An 18,850-nucleotide genomic window follows, 5' to 3' on the forward strand; every position below is an offset into this window, starting at 1 on the left:
AACCGAACGGGTCGGGCCCGTCACAGCCTCAGAACAAGCGGTTTCCCAGGGCTTCGGCTTCGAGAGACAAGCGAGGTGGTACCGCGGCGAATCCCGTTCGGAGTCGGCGTCCTCGTGGAACAGGGGCAGATCTGTGAACGACAGAGCCTGCCCGACTCGTCCAGGAGAGACATGACGTACCCCAAAGGCCAGCAGTCCGGTTCCCCCGCCCAGCCCGGCGGCATCGTGCCCTCGCCGAACTTCCCCCAGATCGAAACCGACGTGCTCGCGTTCTGGAAGAACGACGGCACCTTCCAGGCGTCGATCGACAACCGGGCGGATGCCCCCGAGTGGGTCTTCTACGACGGCCCGCCGTTCGCCAACGGCCTGCCCCACTACGGCCACCTGCTGACCGGATACGCGAAGGACCTGTTCCCGCGGTTCCAGACCATGCGTGGCAAGCAGGTGCACCGCCGCTTCGGCTGGGACACCCACGGCCTACCGGCCGAACTGGAAGCCGAACGCGAGCTGGGCATCACCGACAAGAGCGAGATCGAGAAGATGGGCATCGGCGCCTTCAACGCCGTCGCCCGCAGCTCCGTGCTCAAGTACACCAAGGTCTGGGAGGAGTACGTCACCCGCCAGGCGCGCTGGGTCGACTTCGAGAACGACTACAAGACGCTCGACATCACCTTCATGGAATCCGTGATCTGGGCCTTCAAGCGGCTGCATGACAAGGGTCTGGCCTATGAGGGCTACCGGGTGCTGCCGTACTGCTGGCGCGACCAGACGCCGCTGTCCAACCACGAACTGCGCATGGACGACGACGTCTACAAGATGCGCCAGGACCAGACCGTCACGGTCACGTTCCCGCTGGTCGGCGCCAAGGCCGAAGCCCTGGGGCTGACCGCCGTGCGCGCCCTGGCCTGGACGACCACCCCCTGGACGCTCCCGACGAACCTGGCGCTCGCCGTGGGCCCCGAGATCATCTACGCCGTCGTGCCGGCCGGGCCGAACGGCACCCCGGACGCCACCGTGCTGCGGGAGGCCGTTTCCGGGGCGGATGCCGCGGCATCCGTCGCCTCCACCGAGGTTCTCGGCGCCGAATACCTGATCGCGATCGACCTGGTCGGCAACTACGCCAAGGACCTCGGCTACGACTCGGCGGCGGACGCCACCGCGGCGATCTCCCGCACCGTTCTCGGCACCGCCCTCGAGGGCGTCAGCTACGACCGCCTCTTCGACTACTACGCCGACACCGCGGTCTGGGGCACCCAGAACGCCTGGACGATCGTCGTGGCCGACTACGTCACCACCGCCGACGGCACCGGCATCGTGCACCAGGCGCCCGCCTACGGCGAGGAGGACCAGAAGCTCTGCGAGGCCGCCGGCATCCCGGTGATCATCTCGCTCGACGCGGGCGGCAAGTTCCTCGCCGACGTGCCCGAGGTCGCCGGCCAGCTCTGGAGCGACGCGAACAAGCCGCTCACCCAGCTGCTCAAGAACGAGGGCCGCCTGCTGCGACAGGCCAGCTACGAGCACTCCTACCCGCACTGCTGGCGCTGCCGCAACCCGCTGATCTACAAGGCCGTGTCGAGCTGGTTCGTGCGTGTCACCGACTTCCGTGGCCGTCTGGTGGACCTCAACCAGGAGATCAACTGGGTGCCGGAGAACGTCAAGGACGGCCAGTTCGGCAAGTGGATCGGCAACGCCCGCGACTGGTCGATCAGCCGCAACCGGTACTGGGGCTCGCCGATCCCGGTCTGGAAGAGCGACAACCCCGATTACCCGCGCATCGACGTCTACGGCTCCCTCGACGAGCTCGAGGCCGACTTCGGCGTGCGCCCCACCGACCTGCACCGCCCCTACATCGACGAGCTCACCCGCCCGAACCCCGACGACCCCACGGGCCAGTCCACCATGCGGCGGATCACGGATGTGCTCGACGTCTGGTTCGACTCCGGGTCGATGCCGTTCGCGCAGGTGCACTACCCGTTCGAGAACGCCGACTGGTTCGACAGCCACAACCCGGCCGACTTCATCGTGGAGTACATCGGGCAGACCCGCGGCTGGTTCTACATGCTGCACACGCTCTCCACCGCCCTGTTCGACCGCCCCGCCTTCAAGAACGTGGTCAGCCACGGCATCGTGCTCGGCAACGACGGGCAGAAGATGTCCAAGTCGCTGCGCAACTACCCCGATGTGAACGAGGTGTTCGATCGGGACGGTTCGGATGCCATGCGCTGGTTCCTGATGAGCTCCTCCGTGCTGCGCGGCGGCAACCTGATCGTCACCGAGGAGGGCATCCGCGAGGGTGCCCGCCAGGTCATGCTCCCGCTCTGGAGCACCTGGTACTTCTTCTCGCTCTACGCCAACGCGTCCGGTGAGAAGGGCTACGACGCCACCTGGCGCACCGACTCCACCGACGTGCTCGACCGCTACCTGCTGGCCAAGACCCGCGACCTGATCGTGGAGGTCACGGCCGACCTGGAGGCCCTCGACAGCACCCAGGCGACCGCCCGGCTCCGGGACTTCGCCGACGTGCTCACCAACTGGTACGTGCGCCGCTCGCGAGACCGGTTCTGGGCCGGCGCCGGGGCCGGGGTCTCGGTCTCGACGGCCTCGACCACCGCGAACGAGGCCTTCGACACGCTCTACACCGTGCTCGAAACGGTGACCCGGGTGGCCGCCCCGATGCTCCCGCTCGTCACCGAGCGCATCTGGCAGGGCCTCACCGGCGGTCGCAGCGTGCACCTGACCGACTGGCCCGACGCCGATCTGTTCCCTGCCGACACCGTTTTGGTCACGGCGATGGACCAGGTGCGCACCATCAGCTCCACCGTGCTGTCGCTGCGCAAGCAGGCCGGTCTGCGCGTGCGCCTGCCGCTGGCCACCCTGACCGTGGTCACAGTCGACACGGCGGCCCTGGCCCCGTTCGAGGGCATCCTTCGCGACGAGCTGAACGTCAAGAGCGTGCGCCTGGTCGAGCTGGCCGACGACAGCGCGAGCGCCTACGGCATCACCTCCCGGCTCACCGTGAACGCCCGGGCCGCCGGCCCGCGCCTCGGCAAGCAGGTGCAGCAGGTCATCAAGGCCGCCCGCGCCGGCGACTGGAGCGAGACCGCCGACGTCGTCACCGCCGGCGGCATCGAGCTGGTCGCAGGGGAGTACGAACTCGTGCTGCAGACCGGCCCGGCCGACGGTTCCCCCGTCGCCGACGACGCGGCGTCTGATGCCCCGGCCCTGGCGCTCCTGGCGGGCGGTGGTTTCGTGCTGCTCGAGACGCAGACCACCCCGGAACTCGAGGCGGAGGGCTTAGCCCGCGATCTGATCCGCGCCGTGCAGGACACCCGCAAGTCGGCCGGATTCGAGGTGAGTGACCGCATCCGTCTCGATCTCGTCTTCTACTCCGCCGAGGACGCCGCGACCTTCGCCCTTGCGGCCGGCGTCGACGTCGCCGCGGAGACCCTGACCCTCCGGTTCGCCACCCATGTGGCCACCGAGGTGTCCGATGACAGCCTGGCGCACGGCCTGCCGTCCGAATGGCTGCAGAGCCTGGTCGGCGTCCCCGTCGAGCACTACGTGCTCTACGAGGCTGGTCACTATGCCAACCGGGGGACCGTCCTGGTCGCCGTCGCCCGAGAGAACGGACTCGTCCATGTCTGACCCGAAGAAGCCCGGGGCGAAGAAGCCCGGGGCGAAGAAGCCCGGATCGAAGAAGCCCGGGGCGAAGAAGCCGCGCCAGTCCTCCGACCCCGGCCGGGAGGCCGGGGACGCCGTCTTCGCCGCCCTCCTCGCCCGCGTGGGCGAGGGTGCGCCGAAGCCGCGTCTGGCCCCGACCCGGCGGGCGCTCGAACTGCTGGGTGACCCTCAGACCGTCTACCCGGTGATCCATATCACCGGCACCAACGGCAAGACCAGCACGAGCCGCATCACCGAGAGCATCGTGCGCGCCTACGGGCTGCGCACCGGACTGATGACGAGCCCGCACCTCGTGCGGCTCAACGAGCGCATCGTGATCGACGGGGAGTCCATCACCGATGAGGCCCTGGCGGCGAACTGGGCCGACATCGAACCCTTCCTGGCCATGGTCGACGCGGAACTCGCGGCGGCAGGCGACGACGCGCTCACCTTCTTCGAGGCGCTCACCGTGCTGGCCTTCGCCTGCTTCGCCGACGCCCCCGTCGACGTCGCCGTGATCGAGGTCGGCATGGGCGGCGAGTGGGATTCCACCAACGTCGCCGACGGGCAGGTGGCCGTGTTCACGCCCATCGCCCTCGACCACACGCTCCGTCTCGGCAACACGATCGCCGAGATCGCCCGCACCAAGGCCGGCATCATCAAGCCGTCCGCCGCCGTGGTCTCCGCCCGGCAGGGCGAGGCGGCGCAGGCCGAACTCGAGCGGGCCGCCGAGCTGACCGAGTCGACCCTGGCCAGTGAGGGCGAGGATTTCGCCCTGATCAACAGCCGGGTCGCCGTGGGCGGGCAGCTCATCTCGGTGCGCGGCCTCGCCGGCACCTACTCGGACCTGTTCCTGCCGCTGTACGGCACGCACCAGGCGCAGAACGCGGCCGTCGCGATCGCCGCCGTCGAGTCCTTCCTCGGGGCCGGCACCACGGCGCTCTCGCAGGACCTGGTCGAGGAGGGCCTCGCGCAGGTCACCTCGCCCGGACGCCTGCAACTGATCGGAATCGAACCGTCCGTCCTGGTGGATGCCGCGCACAACCCGCACGGAGCGGCCGCCCTCAGCACTGCGCTGGCCGACTACTTCGACTTCGACGAAATTGTGGCCGTGGTGGGCATCCTCACCGACAAGGATGCGACCGGCATCATCACCGCGCTGCAGTCCACGGTGGTGCGGTTCCACGTCACACAGTCGCAGTCCGAGCGCGCGGTCGGCGTCGACGACCTCGCCGACCTGATCGCCGACCTCGCCGGCGAGGAGACGACCGTCCGGTTCGACGACCTCGCGCAGGCCCTCGACTCCGCCAGGGACTGGGCCCTCGAGTCGCCCAAGCGGGCTGTGATCGTGACCGGGTCGATCACCCTCGTCGGCGAAGCCATCATTCTGGCCGACGCCCGGGAATGGCTGGCGAAATGACGCCCGCTCCCCGCTCGGTGAAGCGCACGCTCGCGACGATCCTGCTCGGCTTCGAGATCATCGTGGTTGCCCTTGCCGCCCTGGTGATCTTCGGTCTGCAGGCGTTGCCGCCGTGGCTGGCCCTCGGCGGGGGAGCAGTGCTGGGGCTGGCCATGGTGGCCGTGCTCGCGCTGCTCCGTTATGAGTGGGCCTACGTGGTCGGCTGGATCCTCCAGCTGATCATGGTGGCCGCCGGCTTCCTCAACCCGGCCATGTTCTTCGTCGGCGGCATGTTCGCCGCCATGTGGGCGTACTGCATGATCGCCGGCTCCCGGATCGACAACCAGAACCAAAACTTTCCCAACAACGAGAACAACGAGAACAACGAGAAAGAGAACTCATGAGCACCCAGGTCCAGGAAACTCTCGTATTGGTCAAACCGGATGGCGTTGCCCGCAACCTCTCCGGCGAGATCCTGCGTCGCATCGAGCAGAAGGGATACTCCCTCGTCGACGCGAAGCTCGTGCAGGCCGACCGGTCCCTGCTGGCCGAGCACTACGCCGAGCACCAGGGCAAGCCGTTCTTCGAACCTCTCGTGGAGTTCATGGAAAGCGGTCCGATCCTCGTGCTGCGCATCGCCGGCGAACGCGTGATCGAGGGCTTCCGCTCCCTGGCCGGCACAACCGACCCGACCACCGCGGCTCCCGGCACCATCCGCGGCGACTTCGGCCGAGACTGGGGCACCAAGGTGCAGCAGAACCTCGTGCACGGCTCCGACTCGCCCGAGTCGGCCGACCGCGAACTGGCCCTCTGGTTCGACTGACCCGTACCGAACGGGGAACAGCCACTGACCGGATGCCGGGAAGCGGCTGTTCTCGTGGGCAGCCGATGTCGGTGCTTGGTGCACCAAGCGCACCGCCGTCGCAGAATGGCCGATGATGACGGTGCCCCGCTGAGCACGTGCCGACATCCTCTTTGATTCGTCTGACTAGAAAGCCTCACCATGCCGCATGCCCGGAACCCCTGGTTCAATCTGGTCTGGGCCATCCCGCTGGCGATCATCCTGCTGGCCGCCGTCGTGCTCGCCGCCCGGGGCATCCGTTCCCTGCCGATGGCGCAGGAGTTCCTGGTCGACTTCCCGGGGGCCTCGCCGCTGCCGTCGTGGGCCCCCGTCGGCTTCCCCGCGTGGCTGGCGTGGCAGCACGGCCTGAACGTTTTCTTCCTGCTCTTCATCGTGCGTTCGGGTTGGCAGATCCGCACGTCCGGGCGCCCGAGCATGTTCTGGACCCGGCGCAACACCGGCCTGTTTCGAACCCGACGTGCCCCCCGCCGGTTGGGTATCAACCTCTGGCTGCACCTCGCGGTGGATGCCCTCTGGGTACTCAACGGGATCGTCTTCTACGTGCTGCTGTTCGTCACCGGTCAGTGGGTGCGCATCGTTCCGGTCAGCTGGGACATCATTCCGAATGCGCTCTCGGCCGCCCTCCAGTACGCCTCGCTGGACTGGCCGATCACCAACGGCTGGGTGAACTACAACGCGCTACAAACTCTGAGCTACTTCAGCATCGTGTTCGTGGCCGCGCCGCTCGCCTTGGCCTCGGGCATCCGCCTGTCACCGCTCTGCACGTCGCGCCGGCTTGGAGAATTGATCCCGCTGCGCCCGACCAGGGCCGTGCACGTGGGCGTGATGGTCTTCTTCCTTGCATTCATCGTGATCCACGTCACGCTGGTGTTCGCCACCGGTGCCCTGCGCAACCTGAACCACATGTACGCGGCGCAGAGCGACGACGGCTGGACCGGATTCTGGATCTTCGCCGCATCCCTGGTCGTGATGCTCGTGGCCTGGGTCGCCGAGGGTCCCCGACTGTTGCGGGCGGTCGCCTCTCTCGGCGGAACCGTCACCACGCGCTGAGCCGCGGTGCCGGCTGAGCCAGGTGCAGGCAACCTCGGGGGCCTCACCTGACGGGGCTGGGAGCCGTGGGGGCGAACCTCCGAACGCCACGTCACCGGGTCCCGACACACGCGACCGCCGAGGCAGGCGCTCCGCTACAGGCGGTTCAGGAAGTCCATCTCGACCTGGGCGATGACGGCGGCGATCAGGTAGCAGACGATCGTGATCACGATGATCCAGGAGTAGGCGACGGATGCCAGGCGCCGCACCCGGGGCGCCGCTGGGAGGTTGCCCGCCGTGAGGTTGTGCAGCGTCACGGCGAGGAACATTGGGATCGTGACCGTCCAGGTCACCATGCACCACGGGCAGAGCACGTCGAGCACGAAAAAGCTCTGTGCCATCAGCCAGATCACGAAGGCGAGGGCGCCGGTGACGCCCACGTTCAGCGCGATCCAGAACCAGCGGGCGAACCGCGCCCCGGCCAGGATCGCGGCGCCGATCGTGATGACGACCGGCCAGGCCATCAGGCCGATCAACGGGTTGGGGAACCCGAGGATGGCACCCTGCCACGAACCCAGGTTGGTGCTGCAGCCCACCAGCACACTGAAGTTGCAGGAGAGCTGGGCCTGCGGGTCCTCGAGGATCGCGAACTTGTCGACGGTCAGCAGGAAAGCCGCGGTGAGGGCGATCAAACCACCGATGATGAAGAAGATGGCGAGCCCGATGGGGCGCTTGACGGGCGGGTTGTGGGGCACATTTGGATTATGTCATGTGCCTCGCATGTGTTCCTGAGAATGCATGCGATAATCGGAGCAGTCGCTTGGGCCGCGCTCAAGTTGACGCCAGACAAGTCTTAATGGGCCGTAAAGGCCCAGATTCATTGGTCCCACGACCAAAGGTATTAGCAGCCAGAGCCAAGAGCCGGTTGCGAACGAAGAGGATTTCCGAGGGTTTCGCGCAAGCGCGATCCTCGCACGAGAGAGTAGCCGGATGGGTGGCGCGGTCGCCCACACCGGTCAAGGAGCGCACCAGTGATGGTGGAAGACAACGAAAACATCAAAAAACGCAAGGGTTTGTTCGGCAGCCGCCGCACCTCGCGGAGGTCTGCCACCCCGGTGGCCGCTCCGGAGGCCGCGCCTGAGCACAACAGTCCGCAGCACAATGACGCCGAGCAGAACGTCGCCCCGGCGACGCGCGAGCCGATCTCAGCAGCGCAGACACCCCGCGTCCACACCGACGACGCCGTGACCGAGCCGGCAGCCGCCGCTCCCATCGGCGAAACCCCCGACTCAGAACAGGACGCTGCCGTGGAACCGACGCCGCCCACCCCGACCGCCGATGTGGTCCGCCGCCCGTCCACCTCGCTGGTGTTCCAGGCCCCGGTCATCGTGCCGATACCGGCCCGCACCGGAGCGCGCCGCGACACCGTGCGTCAGGACCAACGCCAGGACATCCGTCAGGACCATGACGACGAGGGCGACGAGTCGTCGACCGTCCGTCGTCGCGCCCGCCGGCGCACCGGCGACGAGAACCGGTCCGGATCCGACGACCCCGCGAACACCGTTGTTCGCGTCCGCACGCCCCGCGAACCCGAACTCATCACCGAACCCCAGCGGATCAAGGGATCGACCCGCCTCGAGGCCAAGAAGCAGCGCCGCCGTGACGGCCGGGATGCCGGACGCCGTCGCCCGGTGATCACCGAGGCCGAGTTCCTCGCCCGCCGCGAATCCGTCGACCGGGTCATGGTCGTGCGGGCCAAGCACAACAAGATTCAGATCGGGGTGCTGGAAGACGGTGTGCTGGTCGAGCACTACGTCGCCAAGAACCAGGATGCCTCGCTGATCGGAAATGTCTACCTGGGCAAGGTGCAGAACGTGCTGCCGAGCATGGAAGCCGCCTTCGTCGACATCGGACGCGGCCGTAATGCCGTGCTGTACTCGGGGGAGGTCGACTGGGAGGCCGCCGCCGAGAATTCCGGCAACAGCAGCCAGGCTCGCCGCATCGAGCTCGCGCTCAAGCCGGGCGACAAGGTTCTCGTGCAGGTCACGAAGGACCCGATCGGGCACAAGGGTGCGCGACTCACCAGCCAGGTGTCACTGCCCGGCCGCTACCTCGTCTACGTGCCGAACGGCTCGATGAACGGGATCAGCCGAAAGTTGCCCGACACCGAGCGGGCCCGCTTGAAGAAGATCCTCAAGGAGGTTCTGCCCGAGAACGTGGGAGTCATCGTGCGCACCGCGGCCGAGGGTGCCACCGACGAGCAGCTCACGCTCGACGTCAACCGGCTCACCTCCCAGTGGGCGTCCATCGCCAAGCAGGTCGACACGGTGCAGGCACCGGCCCTGCTGCATAGCGAACCGGACCTTCTGATCAAGATCGTGCGGGATGTCTTCAACGAGGACTTCCAGAAGATGGTCATTTCCGGCGAGGAATCGCGCGAGGTCATCGAGGCCTACCTGCGCCAGGTCGCACCGGACCTGGTGGAGCGCGTGGAGCGCTACGAGGGTGAGAACGACGCCTTCGACGAATACCGCATTTCGGAGCAGATCGAGAAGGCCCTCGACCGCAAGGTATGGCTACCGTCCGGTGGCTCCCTTGTGATCGACCGCACCGAGGCCATGACCGTCGTCGATGTCAACACCGGCAAGTTCGTCGGCTCTGGTGGAAACCTCGAGGAGACCGTCACGAAGAACAACCTCGAGGCTGCCGAAGAGATCGTTCGCCAGCTGCGTCTGCGCGACATCGGCGGCATCATCGTCGTCGACTTCATCGACATGGTCCTCGAAACCAACCGCGACCTCGTACTGCGCCGCATGCTCGAATGCCTGAGCCGCGACCGCACCAAGCACCAGGTCGCCGAGGTCACCTCGCTCGGGCTTGTGCAGATGACCCGCAAGAAGCTCGGTCTCGGACTCCTGGAATCATTCAGCGAGAACTGTGACGCCTGTGCCGGCCGAGGCATCGTCATCCACCACGACCCGGTGCTCAAGCACCGCCAGACGGCTCAGCCGACCATGGAGCGTCGCCCGCGCAGCAAGTCGGGCACCAATTCCGGCGGCGACAGCGGGAACCGCGGCGGAAACGGCAACGGCAACGGCAACGGCAACGGCAACGGCAACGGCAACGGCAACGGCAACGGTACCAACTCCGCAGCCGCGCACGCGCCTCAGGCCGATGCTGGCAAGTCCGGACACGGCACCCACGGCATCACCGAGGATGCCAAGCACGCCCTCGCCCTGATCGCCGCCCGCACCATCCCGCGCGCCCTGACCGGCTCGATCCCGATCATCGCCCTGCCTGAGGCGAAGCCGGAATCGTTTCCCGCGGAGAAGGCGGCCGCCGCGTCAGCCGCTCCGGCCGCCGAGGCCAACCCGATCGAGGAGGCCGTGAAAGAGGCAGTCGCGGCCGAGACGTCTGCACCGCCGGCACGCCGCAGCCGTAGGGCGTCCTCCACGCCCCGCCAGCGGGACGCAGCGCCTATCGTGACCCCGGAAACCCCGGTGCAGGGGGCGCAGCAGACCCCGGTCGAGGCGCCTGCCGCGCTCGAGGCCACGGCGCCCGACGACGACGAGCCCGTCGCCATCCTGGACATCCCGGTCAAGAAGTCCTCCCGTAGCCGCCGCCCGGTCAGCAAGCAGGTCACCGACCAGCTGCTGGACTCGGTGCTGGATGCCCTGCCCGAGCCCAAGCAGCCGGGCCAGGGGCGTTCACGCAGCCGCCGGGTGACGACGGCCGGCGGATCCACCGGGTCGGCCCAGCCGATCGTGACCACGGCCGCGGATTCCCCGCAGTAGCGAGAATCCGCGCAGGAACGAATCGAGTCGATCGGGCAACCGGCGGCGCACAGCCCACGGGGCAGGGCGTCGCCGGTCGCCCGGTCTCGCTCAACCGGCAAGGCAGCGCTTCGAGGCCCGATCAGGACTCCGGGAGAAGGCCGCGGCCCGATCGGTCCCGGCCGCGCACACGCAGGCCGCTTGCGCGGAGCCGGAGAACCAGTTCCCGATTGTCCACCGGATGCGCCCCCGAGGCGACGAGGGCGTCATAGCGGTGGGCGGGAACGTCGTAGTGGTCCAGGTCGAAGCCGCGACGGGGGATTCCGTTGCGGGCCGCGAACGCGTGCAGTTCGGCCAGTGACGAATCGCTGACAAGATGGGACCAGACGGTGCCATGCGCGGGCCACATCGGCTTGTCGATCAAGACGGTCATCACCCGATTCTATGATCCGGCCTCGGTTTGACCGTTGCAGCAGGATCGGCTAACGTTGACTCTTGGTGTGCGACGGGCCTTTGCCCCCGCGATCACCGAGGTTTTCTGAGAGCGACGGGCCGACTTGGCGTGTTTAAAGCAGTAACTTTCCATCACGGGGCCTCACGGCTCCCCAGAGATAGGTACGTAACGTGGTTTACGCAGTTGTGCGCGCCGGTGGGCGGCAGGAAAAGGTAGAGGTCGGGACCATCGTCACGATGGACCGAATCAAAGCCAACAAGGACGGCAACGTCGAGCTGGCCGCAGTGCTTCTCGTCGACGGCGACACGATCACCTCTGACTCGCAGTCACTGGCCAAGATCACGGTCACGGCTGAGGTCTTGAACGATCTCCGCGGTCCGAAGATCGTCATCCAGAAGTTCAAGAACAAGACCGGGTACAAGAAGCGTCAGGGGCACCGTCAGGAGCTCACTCGCGTTCAGGTTACCGGCATCGCCTAGGCCCTGAGGAGCAGAACAGATGGCACATAAAAAAGGCGCGAGTTCCACTCGCAACGGTCGCGACTCCAACGCCCAGCGCCTCGGCGTGAAGCGCTTCGGCGGTCAGGTCGTCAGCGCGGGCGAGATCATCGTCCGTCAGCGCGGCACCCACTTCCACCCCGGCGTCAACGTCGGCCGTGGTGGCGACGACACGCTCTTCGCTCTTGAGCCCGGCTCGGTTGAGTTCGGCGCCAAGGGCGGCCGCAAGGTCGTCAACATCGTGGTGGCTGCCGCTTAAGCATTCCACATCGGTAAGCGTGAGGGCGGGCTTCGGCTCGCCCTTTGCGTGTTTTACAGCACCCGCACGACAAGATCCACAGCACCGACGATTTAGGCACCACTGAGCTTTTTGCCACCTGAAAGGGGCACCCCCATGGCCACGTTTGTTGACCACGTCACTCTCCACCTGCGAGCAGGCAACGGAGGGAACGGCTGTGTCTCCGTCAAGCGTGAGAAGTTCAAGCCGCTTGCCGGACCCGACGGCGGCAACGGCGGAAGCGGTGGTGACATCGTTCTCGTCGCCGACCCGAACGTGACGACCCTCCTCGGCTACCACCGGTCCCCGCACCGCAGCTCCGCGAACGGCGGCCCCGGCATGGGTGACCACCGCGCCGGCTTCGGCAGCGAGCTGATGGAGCTGGCCGTACCGCTCGGCACCGTGGTCAAAGACGCCGAGGGCAACGAACTCGCCGACATGACCGAGCCGGGCTTCCGCATCGTCGTGGCGCCGGGCGGTCAGGGCGGGCTCGGCAACGCGGCACTGGCCTCGCTCAAACGCAAAGCCCCCGGCTTCGCCCTGCTTGGCACCTACGGCTGGGAAGGCGACATCCAGCTTGAGCTCAAGACCGTGGCGGATGTCGCGCTCGTCGGCTACCCCTCGGCCGGCAAGTCCAGCCTGATCGCGGCCATCTCGGCGGCCCGGCCCAAGATCGCGGATTACCCGTTCACGACCCTGCACCCCAACCTCGGCGTCGTGGATGCCGGCGAGGTACGCTACACCGTCGCCGACGTGCCCGGACTGATCGAGGGCGCCAGCGAGGGAAAGGGCCTCGGCCTCGAATTCCTTCGTCACGTGGAACGGTGTACGGCGTTGCTGCACATCCTCGACTGCGCCACGCTCGACCCTGACCGTGACCCGCAAAGCGACCTCGACGTCATCCTCGGCGAACTGGCCGCCTACCCGGTGCCCGACGGCCAGAAGCCGCTCCTCGAGCGCCCTCAGCTGATCGCCCTGAACAAGATCGACGTTCCCGAGGGCCGGGAGCTCGCGGAGTTCGTCAAGCCCGACCTCGAGGCGCGCGGTTACCGCGTGTTCGAGATCTCGACCGTCAGCCATGAGGGTCTCAAGCAGCTCAACTACGCGCTGGCCGAGACCGTCGAGGCCGGCCGGGTCGAGGCCGCCGCGGCGCAGGCCGTCAAGCCTCGCATCGTGATCCGCCCGAAGGCCGTCGACGACAGCGGTTTCGTCGTCAAGGTCGAGGGTGGGTCGTTCGGCAACATCTACCGCATCATCGGCACCAAGCCCGAGCGCTGGGTGCAGCAGACGGACTTCAAGAACGACGAGGCCGTCGGCTTCCTGGCCGACCGCCTGGCCAAGCTCGGCATCGAAAACGAGCTGTTCAAGGCCGGCGCGATCGCCGGCTCGACGGTCATCATCGGGCCCGGCAACGGCGTGGTCTTCGACTGGGAGCCCACCCTCACCTCCACGGCCGAACTGATCACGGCCCCGCGTGGCACCGATACCCGCCTTGACGACTCCAAGCGACGCACCAGCAACGAGCGCCGTGAGGAGTACTTCGGCCGGATGGACGCCAAGGCAGCCGCACGCGCCGAACTGATCCGAGAGCGCGAAGCCGGCATGTGGTCGACCGGCGAGGAAGAGTACAACGGCGACACTCTCACGGGCGACGGTTCAGTCCCGGTGTCGCCCCGTAAGGAGAGCGGGGCCGAATGAGTTACCGCGCCCGCGCCCAGGTAGCCTCCGCCCGGCGCATCGTCGTGAAGGTCGGCTCCTCGTCGATCAGCGGCGACAACTCCGAGCAGATCGCACCTCTGATCGAGGTCCTGGCCCAGGCCCACAATCGCGGCGTGGAGGTCGTCCTGGTGTCGAGCGGCGCCGTCGCCAGCGGCATGGACTACCTCAACCTCGACGAGCGGCCGGCCGACCTGGCCACCCAGCAGGCCGCGGCATCCGTGGGCCAGAACGTGCTCACGGCCCGTTATCAGGAGACTCTGGACCGCTATGGCATTGCCGCGGGGCAGGTGCTGCTGACAGAGGGTGACCTGCTCAACGAGCCGCACCGCAGTAACACCCGCCGCGCGGTGAACCGACTGCTGGACCTGCGCATCATGCCCGTCGTGAACGAGAACGACACGGTCGCGACCTACGGGCTGCGATTCGGAGACAACGACCGGCTCGCCGCCATGCTCTCGGTGCTCATCCGTGCCGACCTACTGCTCTTGCTCAGTGACGTCGACGCGCTCTACACCAAGCCCCCGCACCTGCCCGGGGCGGAGCCGATCGACTTCATCGGGTTCGACCAGGAACTGGACGGCATGGAGTTCGGGGCGAACAAGGGTACCGGCACCGTGGGCACCGGCGGGGCGAACACCAAGGTGAAGGCGGCCCGCCTGGCCGCCTCCGCCGGAACGGCCGTTCTCGTCACCGAGACGAGCCTGGCCGCAGAGGCCCTCCGCGGCGGCTCCTGTGGCACCTGGTTCGAGCCGATGCCCACCGCCCCCGGCCGAGCGCTTCTGTGAGCGCACTCGGCCGACACGAGGTCGCGTCGGCCGCGCGCATCGTTGTGAAGGTCGGCTCCTCCTCGATCAGCGGCGCGAACATCGCACAGATCATCCCGCTCGTCGATGCCCTTGCCGAAGCGCACGGGCGCGGAGTGGAGATCGTCCTCGTCTCCTCCGGGGCCATCGCCACCGGCATGCCCTACCTGCAACTCGACGAGCGCCCCACCGACCTGGCCACCCAGCAGGCCGCGGCATCCGTGGGCCAGAACCTGCTCATCTTCCGCTACCAGGACAGCCTCGACCGGTACGACATCGTCGCCGGCCAGGTGCTGCTCACTGCCGGCGACCTGGAAAACCCCTCGCATCGAGGCAACGCCCACCGGGCGATGGATCGCCTGCTCGGTCTGCGCATCCTGCCGATCGTCAACGAGAACGACACGGTCGCAACCCACGAGATCCGTTTCGGTGACAACGACCGGTTGGCCGCCCTGGTCGCCACGCTCATCCACGCCGACCTGCTGGTCCTGCTCAGCGACGTCGACGCCCTCTACACGCGTGCGCCGCACCTGCCGGGCGCGGAACGCATCGATCACGTCCCCTGCGGCGATCCCATGCTCGGTGTCGAGCTCAGCGGCAGCCGCTCCGGGGTGGGCACCGGGGGTGCCGACACCAAGGTGTCGGCCGCGCGGATCGCGGCGGAGGCCGGCACTGCCGTGCTGCTCACATCGACTGGTCTGGTGGCCGAGGCACTCCGCGGCGACCCGGTCGGAACCTGGTTCGAACCCGCTCTGGCCTAAACTACCGGGATGCTGCAGACCGACTCACCTCAGATCACCCCGATCCTCGAAGCCGCCCGCACCGCCGCCCGAACTCTGGCCACGACGCCGACCGGGCTGAAGAACCAGGCGTTGCACGGGATCGCCGCCGCCCTGCGGGGGAGCGCGGCGGAAATTCTGGCCGCCAACACCCTGGATCTGGCCGCCGGCACGCACAATGGCCTCTCCGAGGGCATGCTCGACCGCCTCAGCCTCGACGAGGCGCGCATTAACGCCCTCGCCGACGCCGTGCTCGAGATCAGCCTGCTCACCGATCCCGTCGGGGAAGTTGTGCGCGGCTCCAGCCTGCCCAACGGCGTGCGAATCAGCCAGGTGCGTGTGCCCTTCGGTGTCGTCGGCGTCATCTACGAGGCCCGCCCGAACGTCACTGTGGACATAGCCGCCATCGCTTTGAAGAGCGGCAACGCCGTCGTCCTGCGGGGCGGATCGGCCGCCGAGAACACCAACCGGGTGCTCGTCGCCCTGCTGCAGGACGCGATCAGGCAGGTCGGCCTGCCCGAGGCGTGCGTGCAGACCATCGACCCGTTCGGCCGTGCCGGTGCCACCGAGCTGATGCAGGCCCGCGGCCTTGTGGACGTGCTGATCCCGCGGGGGAGCGCCGGCCTGATCCGGGCCGTCGTCACCCAGTCGACCGTGCCCGTGATCGAGACCGGGGCCGGCGTCGTGCACATCTTCATCGACGAGTCGGCGAATCCGGAGTGGGCGGTCGACATCGTGCACAACTCGAAGGTGCACCGGCCCAGTGTCTGCAACGCCCTCGAGACCCTGCTCGTGCACGAGGCCGCGGCCGCGCGGCTCCTGCCGGCCGTTCTGGCGAAGCTGACGGAGTCCGGCGTTACCCTGCACGGCGACGACCGCGTGCGCGAGATCTTCCCCGCGGCCGTGCCGGCCACGCAGGAGGACTGGTCCACCGAGTACATGGGCCTCGATCTGGCCGTGGCAGTCGTCGACTCCCTCGACGACGCCATTGCGCACATCCGTCGCTACTCGACCGGTCACACGGAGTCGATCATCACAAACGACATTGTGAACGCCGACCGGTTCCTCGGAGAAGTGGATTCCGCGGCGGTCATGGTCAATGCCTCGACCCGGTTCACCGATGGCGGCGAGTTCGGTTTCGGAGCCGAGGTGGGCATTTCCACCCAGAAACTGCACGCTCGCGGGCCGATGGGTCTGCCCGAGCTCACCAGCACCAAGTGGATCGTGCGTGGCTCCGGCCAGGTGCGCGCATAGCCCCGCTAGACTGTTGGCGGTGGCGCATCACTGTGCCTTGTGTGTCCCTGAATGGAGAATCCCATGTCGTTCCTGACCGTTGTGCTGGCTGAGGCCGGTCTCGTCGATTTGCCGATGCCGATCTTCCTCTACGGAGTGATCGCCCTCGTGGTCTTCGCCGCGCTCGGCTTCGTCGTCTGGTCCTACCGGGATGTCGCCAACCGCCACCAGGCCAAGGCGAAGGCCTACGCCGACGCCCACGGCGGCGCGCGCAGCGACCACTAACCGGAAGCGCCACCCATCGATAATCCCGGGGCCCGCCCACCGCGCATCGGCGTGATGGGCGGCACGTTCGACCCCATCCACCACGGGCACCTTGTGGCCGCCAGCGAGGTGGCTCAGAGCTTCGACCTTGATACGGTCATTTTCGTTCCCACCGGTCAGCCGTGGCAGAAGGCAGATGTGACCGAGAGCGAGCACCGGTATCTCATGACGGTCATCGCCACCGCCTCCAATCCGCGGTTCACGGTCAGCCGGGTCGACATCGACCGGACCGGGCCCACCTACACGATCGACACCCTGCGGGATCTGCACGCCGAACGCCCGGACGCGGAGCTCTTCTTCATTACGGGTGCCGACGCGATGGGGCAGATCCTGGGCTGGAAAGATGTTCAGGAGCTCTGGGACCTGGCCCATTTCGTGGCTGTGAGTCGTCCGGGACACGAGCTCAGTATTTCGGGATTGCCCAACCAGGACGTAAGCTTATTGGAGGTTCCGGCTCTGGCCATTTCGTCCACGGACTGCCGGGAACGTGTGAATCGGGGATTCCCGGTCTGGTATCTGGTCCCCGATGGGGTCGTCCAGTACATCTCAAAGCATCATCTGTATCGGAGTGTGGCATGACGTTGGGTAATGACCCACAGCCACTGACGCGGCGACAAGCTCGCGAGTTGGCTAGTCGGAACGAGCAGGTCGTCGCCGGCGAATCCGACGTTCCTGCGCCTCCAGCGCCGCTCGAACCAGCTCCGGCGGATCAGGCGCCGGTTCCGGTGACGGATGCCCATTCCGCACGGCAGCACGCCGCCCAGCAGTATCCCGCCGCACCGTCCGCGTTCGCGCCTCGCGCCGTCGACAGCATGAGCAGCGTTGTCCACGCGCAGGACCACAGCACCCTGACCCGTCGTGAGCTGCGCGCGCTTCAGACCGCACGGACCGGCGATTCCGGCGAATTCCTGCTGAAGCACAACTCCCACACCGAGTCGGCGCTCCCGGCTGCCCCGATCGCACCCGCATCTGTGCCCGAGACGGCTGCGCACCCCTTCGCCATCGACGCGCTGCACGTTCCGGTGGCCCCCGCCAAGGTGGCGCCGCCCGTCGAGTTCCTGATCGAGGCCTCTCCGCGCACGAAGGTCAAGTCCCGACCCGGAGTGCTCCACCCGCCGGTCGGACACTGGTCGCTGGCCCGCGACGAGGTCGACGACCACGTTCCCGGCGTGACACAGCTCGAACCGTTCGACCAGATCGTGGCTCGCGGCATCAGCGCCGGCGGCATTCCGACCACGACCAACGCCCTGATCCTGCCGTCCATCCCGCACCACGGATCTTCGTCGGGCCCGCTGATGAGCACCGGTGAGATTATGGTCACCGGGTCCGTCGACTTGCCCCGCAGCCTCGGTTCCACCGGAGCCCTGCCGAACGTCTTCGACTCGTCGGACATGGATCAGATGCTCGACCAGCTCGACGAGGGTGGACACCATAGTGACGTCGCCCCGGTCAGTGCGAGCCGCGCCGTCAGCACGCACGCTTCGACCCGGGGAGTCATGGCTCCACCGAAAAAGCGCGGGTTGACCGTCCCGGCCGTCCTAACCGCCACCGCAGGCGTCCTCGCCTTCGGCGTGCTGGCCCTGATCGTGGCCGGCTACGTTCTCAAGATTTTCTAATGCCATCCATTTCGCTTTCACTAACTCAGGGATTCATTCGATGACCGCTTCTGCCCATGCTCTCGAGCTCCTCCAGGTGGCCGCCGCCGCCGCAGACTCGAAAGCGGGGGAGGACCTCGTCGCAATCGACGTATCCAATCCCCTGCCTCTCACCGACATCTTCCTGATCGTCACGGGCCGCTCCGAGCGCAACGTGGTGGCCATCGCCGGTGAGATCGAAGACAAGATGACCGAGGCCGGCCACAAACCGCTGCGTCGCGAAGGTCGTGCCGAGGGGCGCTGGGTCCTGGTTGACTTCGGCGATCTCGTCGTGCACATTTTCCACGAGGAAGAGCGCGTGTACTACTCGCTCGAACGTCTGTGGAAAGACTGCCCCGTCATTCCCATCGAACTGCCTGCCCACAAGGCCGCCGAGTAGCGGTGGT

18 protein-coding genes are annotated in these 18,850 nt (G+C 67.3%); 16 read left to right on the top strand and 2 right to left on the bottom strand.

The genetic code is table 11. The features are described 5' to 3' along the window. The first annotated feature begins 171 nt into the window (after nucleotides 1–171). From ileS to E3O22_RS10310, 5 genes are all read left to right on the top strand, one after another. Nucleotides 172–3,645: an isoleucine--tRNA ligase gene (gene ileS, locus E3O22_RS10290; protein WP_134393908.1), complete on the top strand. Its 3,474-nt coding sequence runs from the start codon at nucleotides 172–174 to the stop codon at nucleotides 3,643–3,645. Then, nucleotides 3,638–5,080 carry a folylpolyglutamate synthase/dihydrofolate synthase family protein gene (locus tag E3O22_RS10295; RefSeq protein WP_134393907.1) on the top strand — a complete coding sequence of 481 codons (1,443 nt, stop codon included), beginning with the start codon at nucleotides 3,638–3,640 and terminating at the stop codon, nucleotides 5,078–5,080. The genes ileS and E3O22_RS10295 overlap by 8 nt, the downstream gene beginning before the upstream one ends. Next, nucleotides 5,077–5,463 carry a DUF4233 domain-containing protein gene (locus E3O22_RS10300; RefSeq protein WP_166784622.1) on the top strand — a complete coding sequence of 129 codons (387 nt, stop codon included), beginning with the start codon at nucleotides 5,077–5,079 and terminating at the stop codon, nucleotides 5,461–5,463. Before E3O22_RS10295 ends, E3O22_RS10300 begins: the two co-directional genes overlap by 4 nt. Then, the gene (ndk, locus tag E3O22_RS10305; RefSeq protein WP_134393905.1) at nucleotides 5,460–5,882 is read left to right on the top strand and encodes a nucleoside-diphosphate kinase; all 423 of its coding nucleotides are present in this window, start codon (nucleotides 5,460–5,462) and stop codon (nucleotides 5,880–5,882) included. Before E3O22_RS10300 ends, ndk begins: the two co-directional genes overlap by 4 nt. Before the next feature lie 180 nt (nucleotides 5,883–6,062). Further along, nucleotides 6,063–6,971 (top strand): cytochrome b/b6 domain-containing protein, encoded by a 909-nt coding sequence (locus tag E3O22_RS10310; protein WP_134393904.1) that lies wholly within the window; start codon nucleotides 6,063–6,065, stop codon nucleotides 6,969–6,971. A 134-nt stretch (nucleotides 6,972–7,105) separates the two neighbouring features. Here E3O22_RS10310 and E3O22_RS10315 read toward each other — a convergent pair whose 3' ends face one another. Beyond that, nucleotides 7,106–7,705 (bottom strand): vitamin K epoxide reductase family protein, encoded by a 600-nt coding sequence (locus tag E3O22_RS10315; RefSeq protein ID WP_241976610.1) that lies wholly within the window; start codon nucleotides 7,703–7,705, stop codon nucleotides 7,106–7,108. 279 nt (nucleotides 7,706–7,984) lie between these two features. Here E3O22_RS10315 and E3O22_RS10320 point away from each other — a divergent pair, with 279 nt between their 5' ends. Further along, on the top strand, nucleotides 7,985–10,744 hold the full coding sequence (locus E3O22_RS10320; RefSeq protein WP_134393903.1) for an Rne/Rng family ribonuclease: 2,760 nt from the start codon (nucleotides 7,985–7,987) through the stop codon (nucleotides 10,742–10,744). 121 nt (nucleotides 10,745–10,865) lie between these two features. Here the strand turns inward: E3O22_RS10320 and E3O22_RS10325 are convergent, their stop codons facing one another. Continuing rightward, nucleotides 10,866–11,156 carry a DUF4031 domain-containing protein gene (locus tag E3O22_RS10325; RefSeq protein WP_134393902.1) on the bottom strand — a complete coding sequence of 97 codons (291 nt, stop codon included), beginning with the start codon at nucleotides 11,154–11,156 and terminating at the stop codon, nucleotides 10,866–10,868. Between the two features lie 191 nt (nucleotides 11,157–11,347). On the opposite strand from E3O22_RS10325, the gene rplU reads away from it, so the two are divergent. From rplU to rsfS, 10 genes are all read left to right on the top strand, one after another. Beyond that, nucleotides 11,348–11,656, top strand: coding sequence for a 50S ribosomal protein L21 (gene rplU, locus E3O22_RS10330; RefSeq protein ID WP_104103412.1), 309 nt, complete (start codon nucleotides 11,348–11,350; stop codon nucleotides 11,654–11,656). A gap of 19 nt (nucleotides 11,657–11,675) precedes the next feature. Continuing rightward, the gene (gene rpmA, locus E3O22_RS10335; protein ID WP_104169636.1) at nucleotides 11,676–11,933 is read left to right on the top strand and encodes a 50S ribosomal protein L27; all 258 of its coding nucleotides are present in this window, start codon (nucleotides 11,676–11,678) and stop codon (nucleotides 11,931–11,933) included. A gap of 135 nt (nucleotides 11,934–12,068) precedes the next feature. Continuing rightward, nucleotides 12,069–13,649 (top strand): GTPase ObgE, encoded by a 1,581-nt coding sequence (gene obgE, locus E3O22_RS10340; RefSeq protein ID WP_134393901.1) that lies wholly within the window; start codon nucleotides 12,069–12,071, stop codon nucleotides 13,647–13,649. Continuing rightward, nucleotides 13,646–14,455 (top strand): glutamate 5-kinase, encoded by an 810-nt coding sequence (gene proB / locus E3O22_RS10345; RefSeq protein WP_134393900.1) that lies wholly within the window; start codon nucleotides 13,646–13,648, stop codon nucleotides 14,453–14,455. The genes obgE and proB (E3O22_RS10345) overlap by 4 nt, the downstream gene beginning before the upstream one ends. After that, the gene (gene proB / locus E3O22_RS10350) at nucleotides 14,452–15,234 is read left to right on the top strand and encodes a glutamate 5-kinase (protein ID WP_104103424.1); all 783 of its coding nucleotides are present in this window, start codon (nucleotides 14,452–14,454) and stop codon (nucleotides 15,232–15,234) included. Before proB (E3O22_RS10345) ends, proB (E3O22_RS10350) begins: the two co-directional genes overlap by 4 nt. A gap of 9 nt (nucleotides 15,235–15,243) precedes the next feature. Next, nucleotides 15,244–16,506 (top strand): glutamate-5-semialdehyde dehydrogenase, encoded by a 1,263-nt coding sequence (locus E3O22_RS10355; RefSeq protein ID WP_134393899.1) that lies wholly within the window; start codon nucleotides 15,244–15,246, stop codon nucleotides 16,504–16,506. Between the two features lie 63 nt (nucleotides 16,507–16,569). Next, the gene (locus E3O22_RS10360) at nucleotides 16,570–16,770 is read left to right on the top strand and encodes a hypothetical protein (RefSeq protein ID WP_104169633.1); all 201 of its coding nucleotides are present in this window, start codon (nucleotides 16,570–16,572) and stop codon (nucleotides 16,768–16,770) included. A gap of 15 nt (nucleotides 16,771–16,785) precedes the next feature. Next, entirely contained in the window at nucleotides 16,786–17,388 is a 603-nt protein-coding gene (gene nadD / locus E3O22_RS10365; protein ID WP_255409049.1) for a nicotinate-nucleotide adenylyltransferase, read from the top strand. Between the two features lie 47 nt (nucleotides 17,389–17,435). After that, entirely contained in the window at nucleotides 17,436–18,425 is a 990-nt protein-coding gene (locus E3O22_RS10370; RefSeq protein ID WP_134393898.1) for a hypothetical protein, read from the top strand. A gap of 40 nt (nucleotides 18,426–18,465) precedes the next feature. Next, nucleotides 18,466–18,843: a ribosome silencing factor gene (rsfS, locus tag E3O22_RS10375; RefSeq protein ID WP_134393897.1), complete on the top strand. Its 378-nt coding sequence runs from the start codon at nucleotides 18,466–18,468 to the stop codon at nucleotides 18,841–18,843. Nucleotides 18,844–18,850 lie beyond the last annotated feature (7 nt).

Source organism: Cryobacterium sp. TMT2-18-2 (assembly GCF_004402245.1).
In the GTDB taxonomy this organism is placed as follows: Bacteria; Actinomycetota; Actinomycetes; order Actinomycetales; family Microbacteriaceae; genus Cryobacterium; species Cryobacterium sandaracinum.

What these genes read in the sequence shown, in the direction of transcription:
- obgE (WP_134393901.1), top strand. Translation starts at nt 12,069, where the DNA reads ATGGCCACGTTTGTTGACCACGTCACTCTCCACCTGCGAGCAGGCAAC.
- E3O22_RS10325 (WP_134393902.1), bottom strand. Translation starts at nt 11,156, where the DNA reads ATGACCGTCTTGATCGACAAGCCGATGTGGCCCGCGCATGGCACCGTC.
- rsfS (WP_134393897.1), top strand. Translation starts at nt 18,466, where the DNA reads ATGACCGCTTCTGCCCATGCTCTCGAGCTCCTCCAGGTGGCCGCCGCC.
- E3O22_RS10300 (WP_166784622.1), top strand. Translation starts at nt 5,077, where the DNA reads ATGACGCCCGCTCCCCGCTCGGTGAAGCGCACGCTCGCGACGATCCTG.
- rpmA (WP_104169636.1), top strand. Translation starts at nt 11,676, where the DNA reads ATGGCACATAAAAAAGGCGCGAGTTCCACTCGCAACGGTCGCGACTCC.
- E3O22_RS10310 (WP_134393904.1), top strand. Translation starts at nt 6,063, where the DNA reads ATGCCGCATGCCCGGAACCCCTGGTTCAATCTGGTCTGGGCCATCCCG.
- E3O22_RS10360 (WP_104169633.1), top strand. Translation starts at nt 16,570, where the DNA reads ATGTCGTTCCTGACCGTTGTGCTGGCTGAGGCCGGTCTCGTCGATTTG.
- E3O22_RS10355 (WP_134393899.1), top strand. Translation starts at nt 15,244, where the DNA reads ATGCTGCAGACCGACTCACCTCAGATCACCCCGATCCTCGAAGCCGCC.
- ndk (WP_134393905.1), top strand. Translation starts at nt 5,460, where the DNA reads ATGAGCACCCAGGTCCAGGAAACTCTCGTATTGGTCAAACCGGATGGC.
- proB (WP_134393900.1), top strand. Translation starts at nt 13,646, where the DNA reads ATGAGTTACCGCGCCCGCGCCCAGGTAGCCTCCGCCCGGCGCATCGTC.
- ileS (WP_134393908.1), top strand. Translation starts at nt 172, where the DNA reads ATGACGTACCCCAAAGGCCAGCAGTCCGGTTCCCCCGCCCAGCCCGGC.
- E3O22_RS10295 (WP_134393907.1), top strand. Translation starts at nt 3,638, where the DNA reads ATGTCTGACCCGAAGAAGCCCGGGGCGAAGAAGCCCGGGGCGAAGAAG.
- E3O22_RS10320 (WP_134393903.1), top strand. Translation starts at nt 7,985, where the DNA reads ATGGTGGAAGACAACGAAAACATCAAAAAACGCAAGGGTTTGTTCGGC.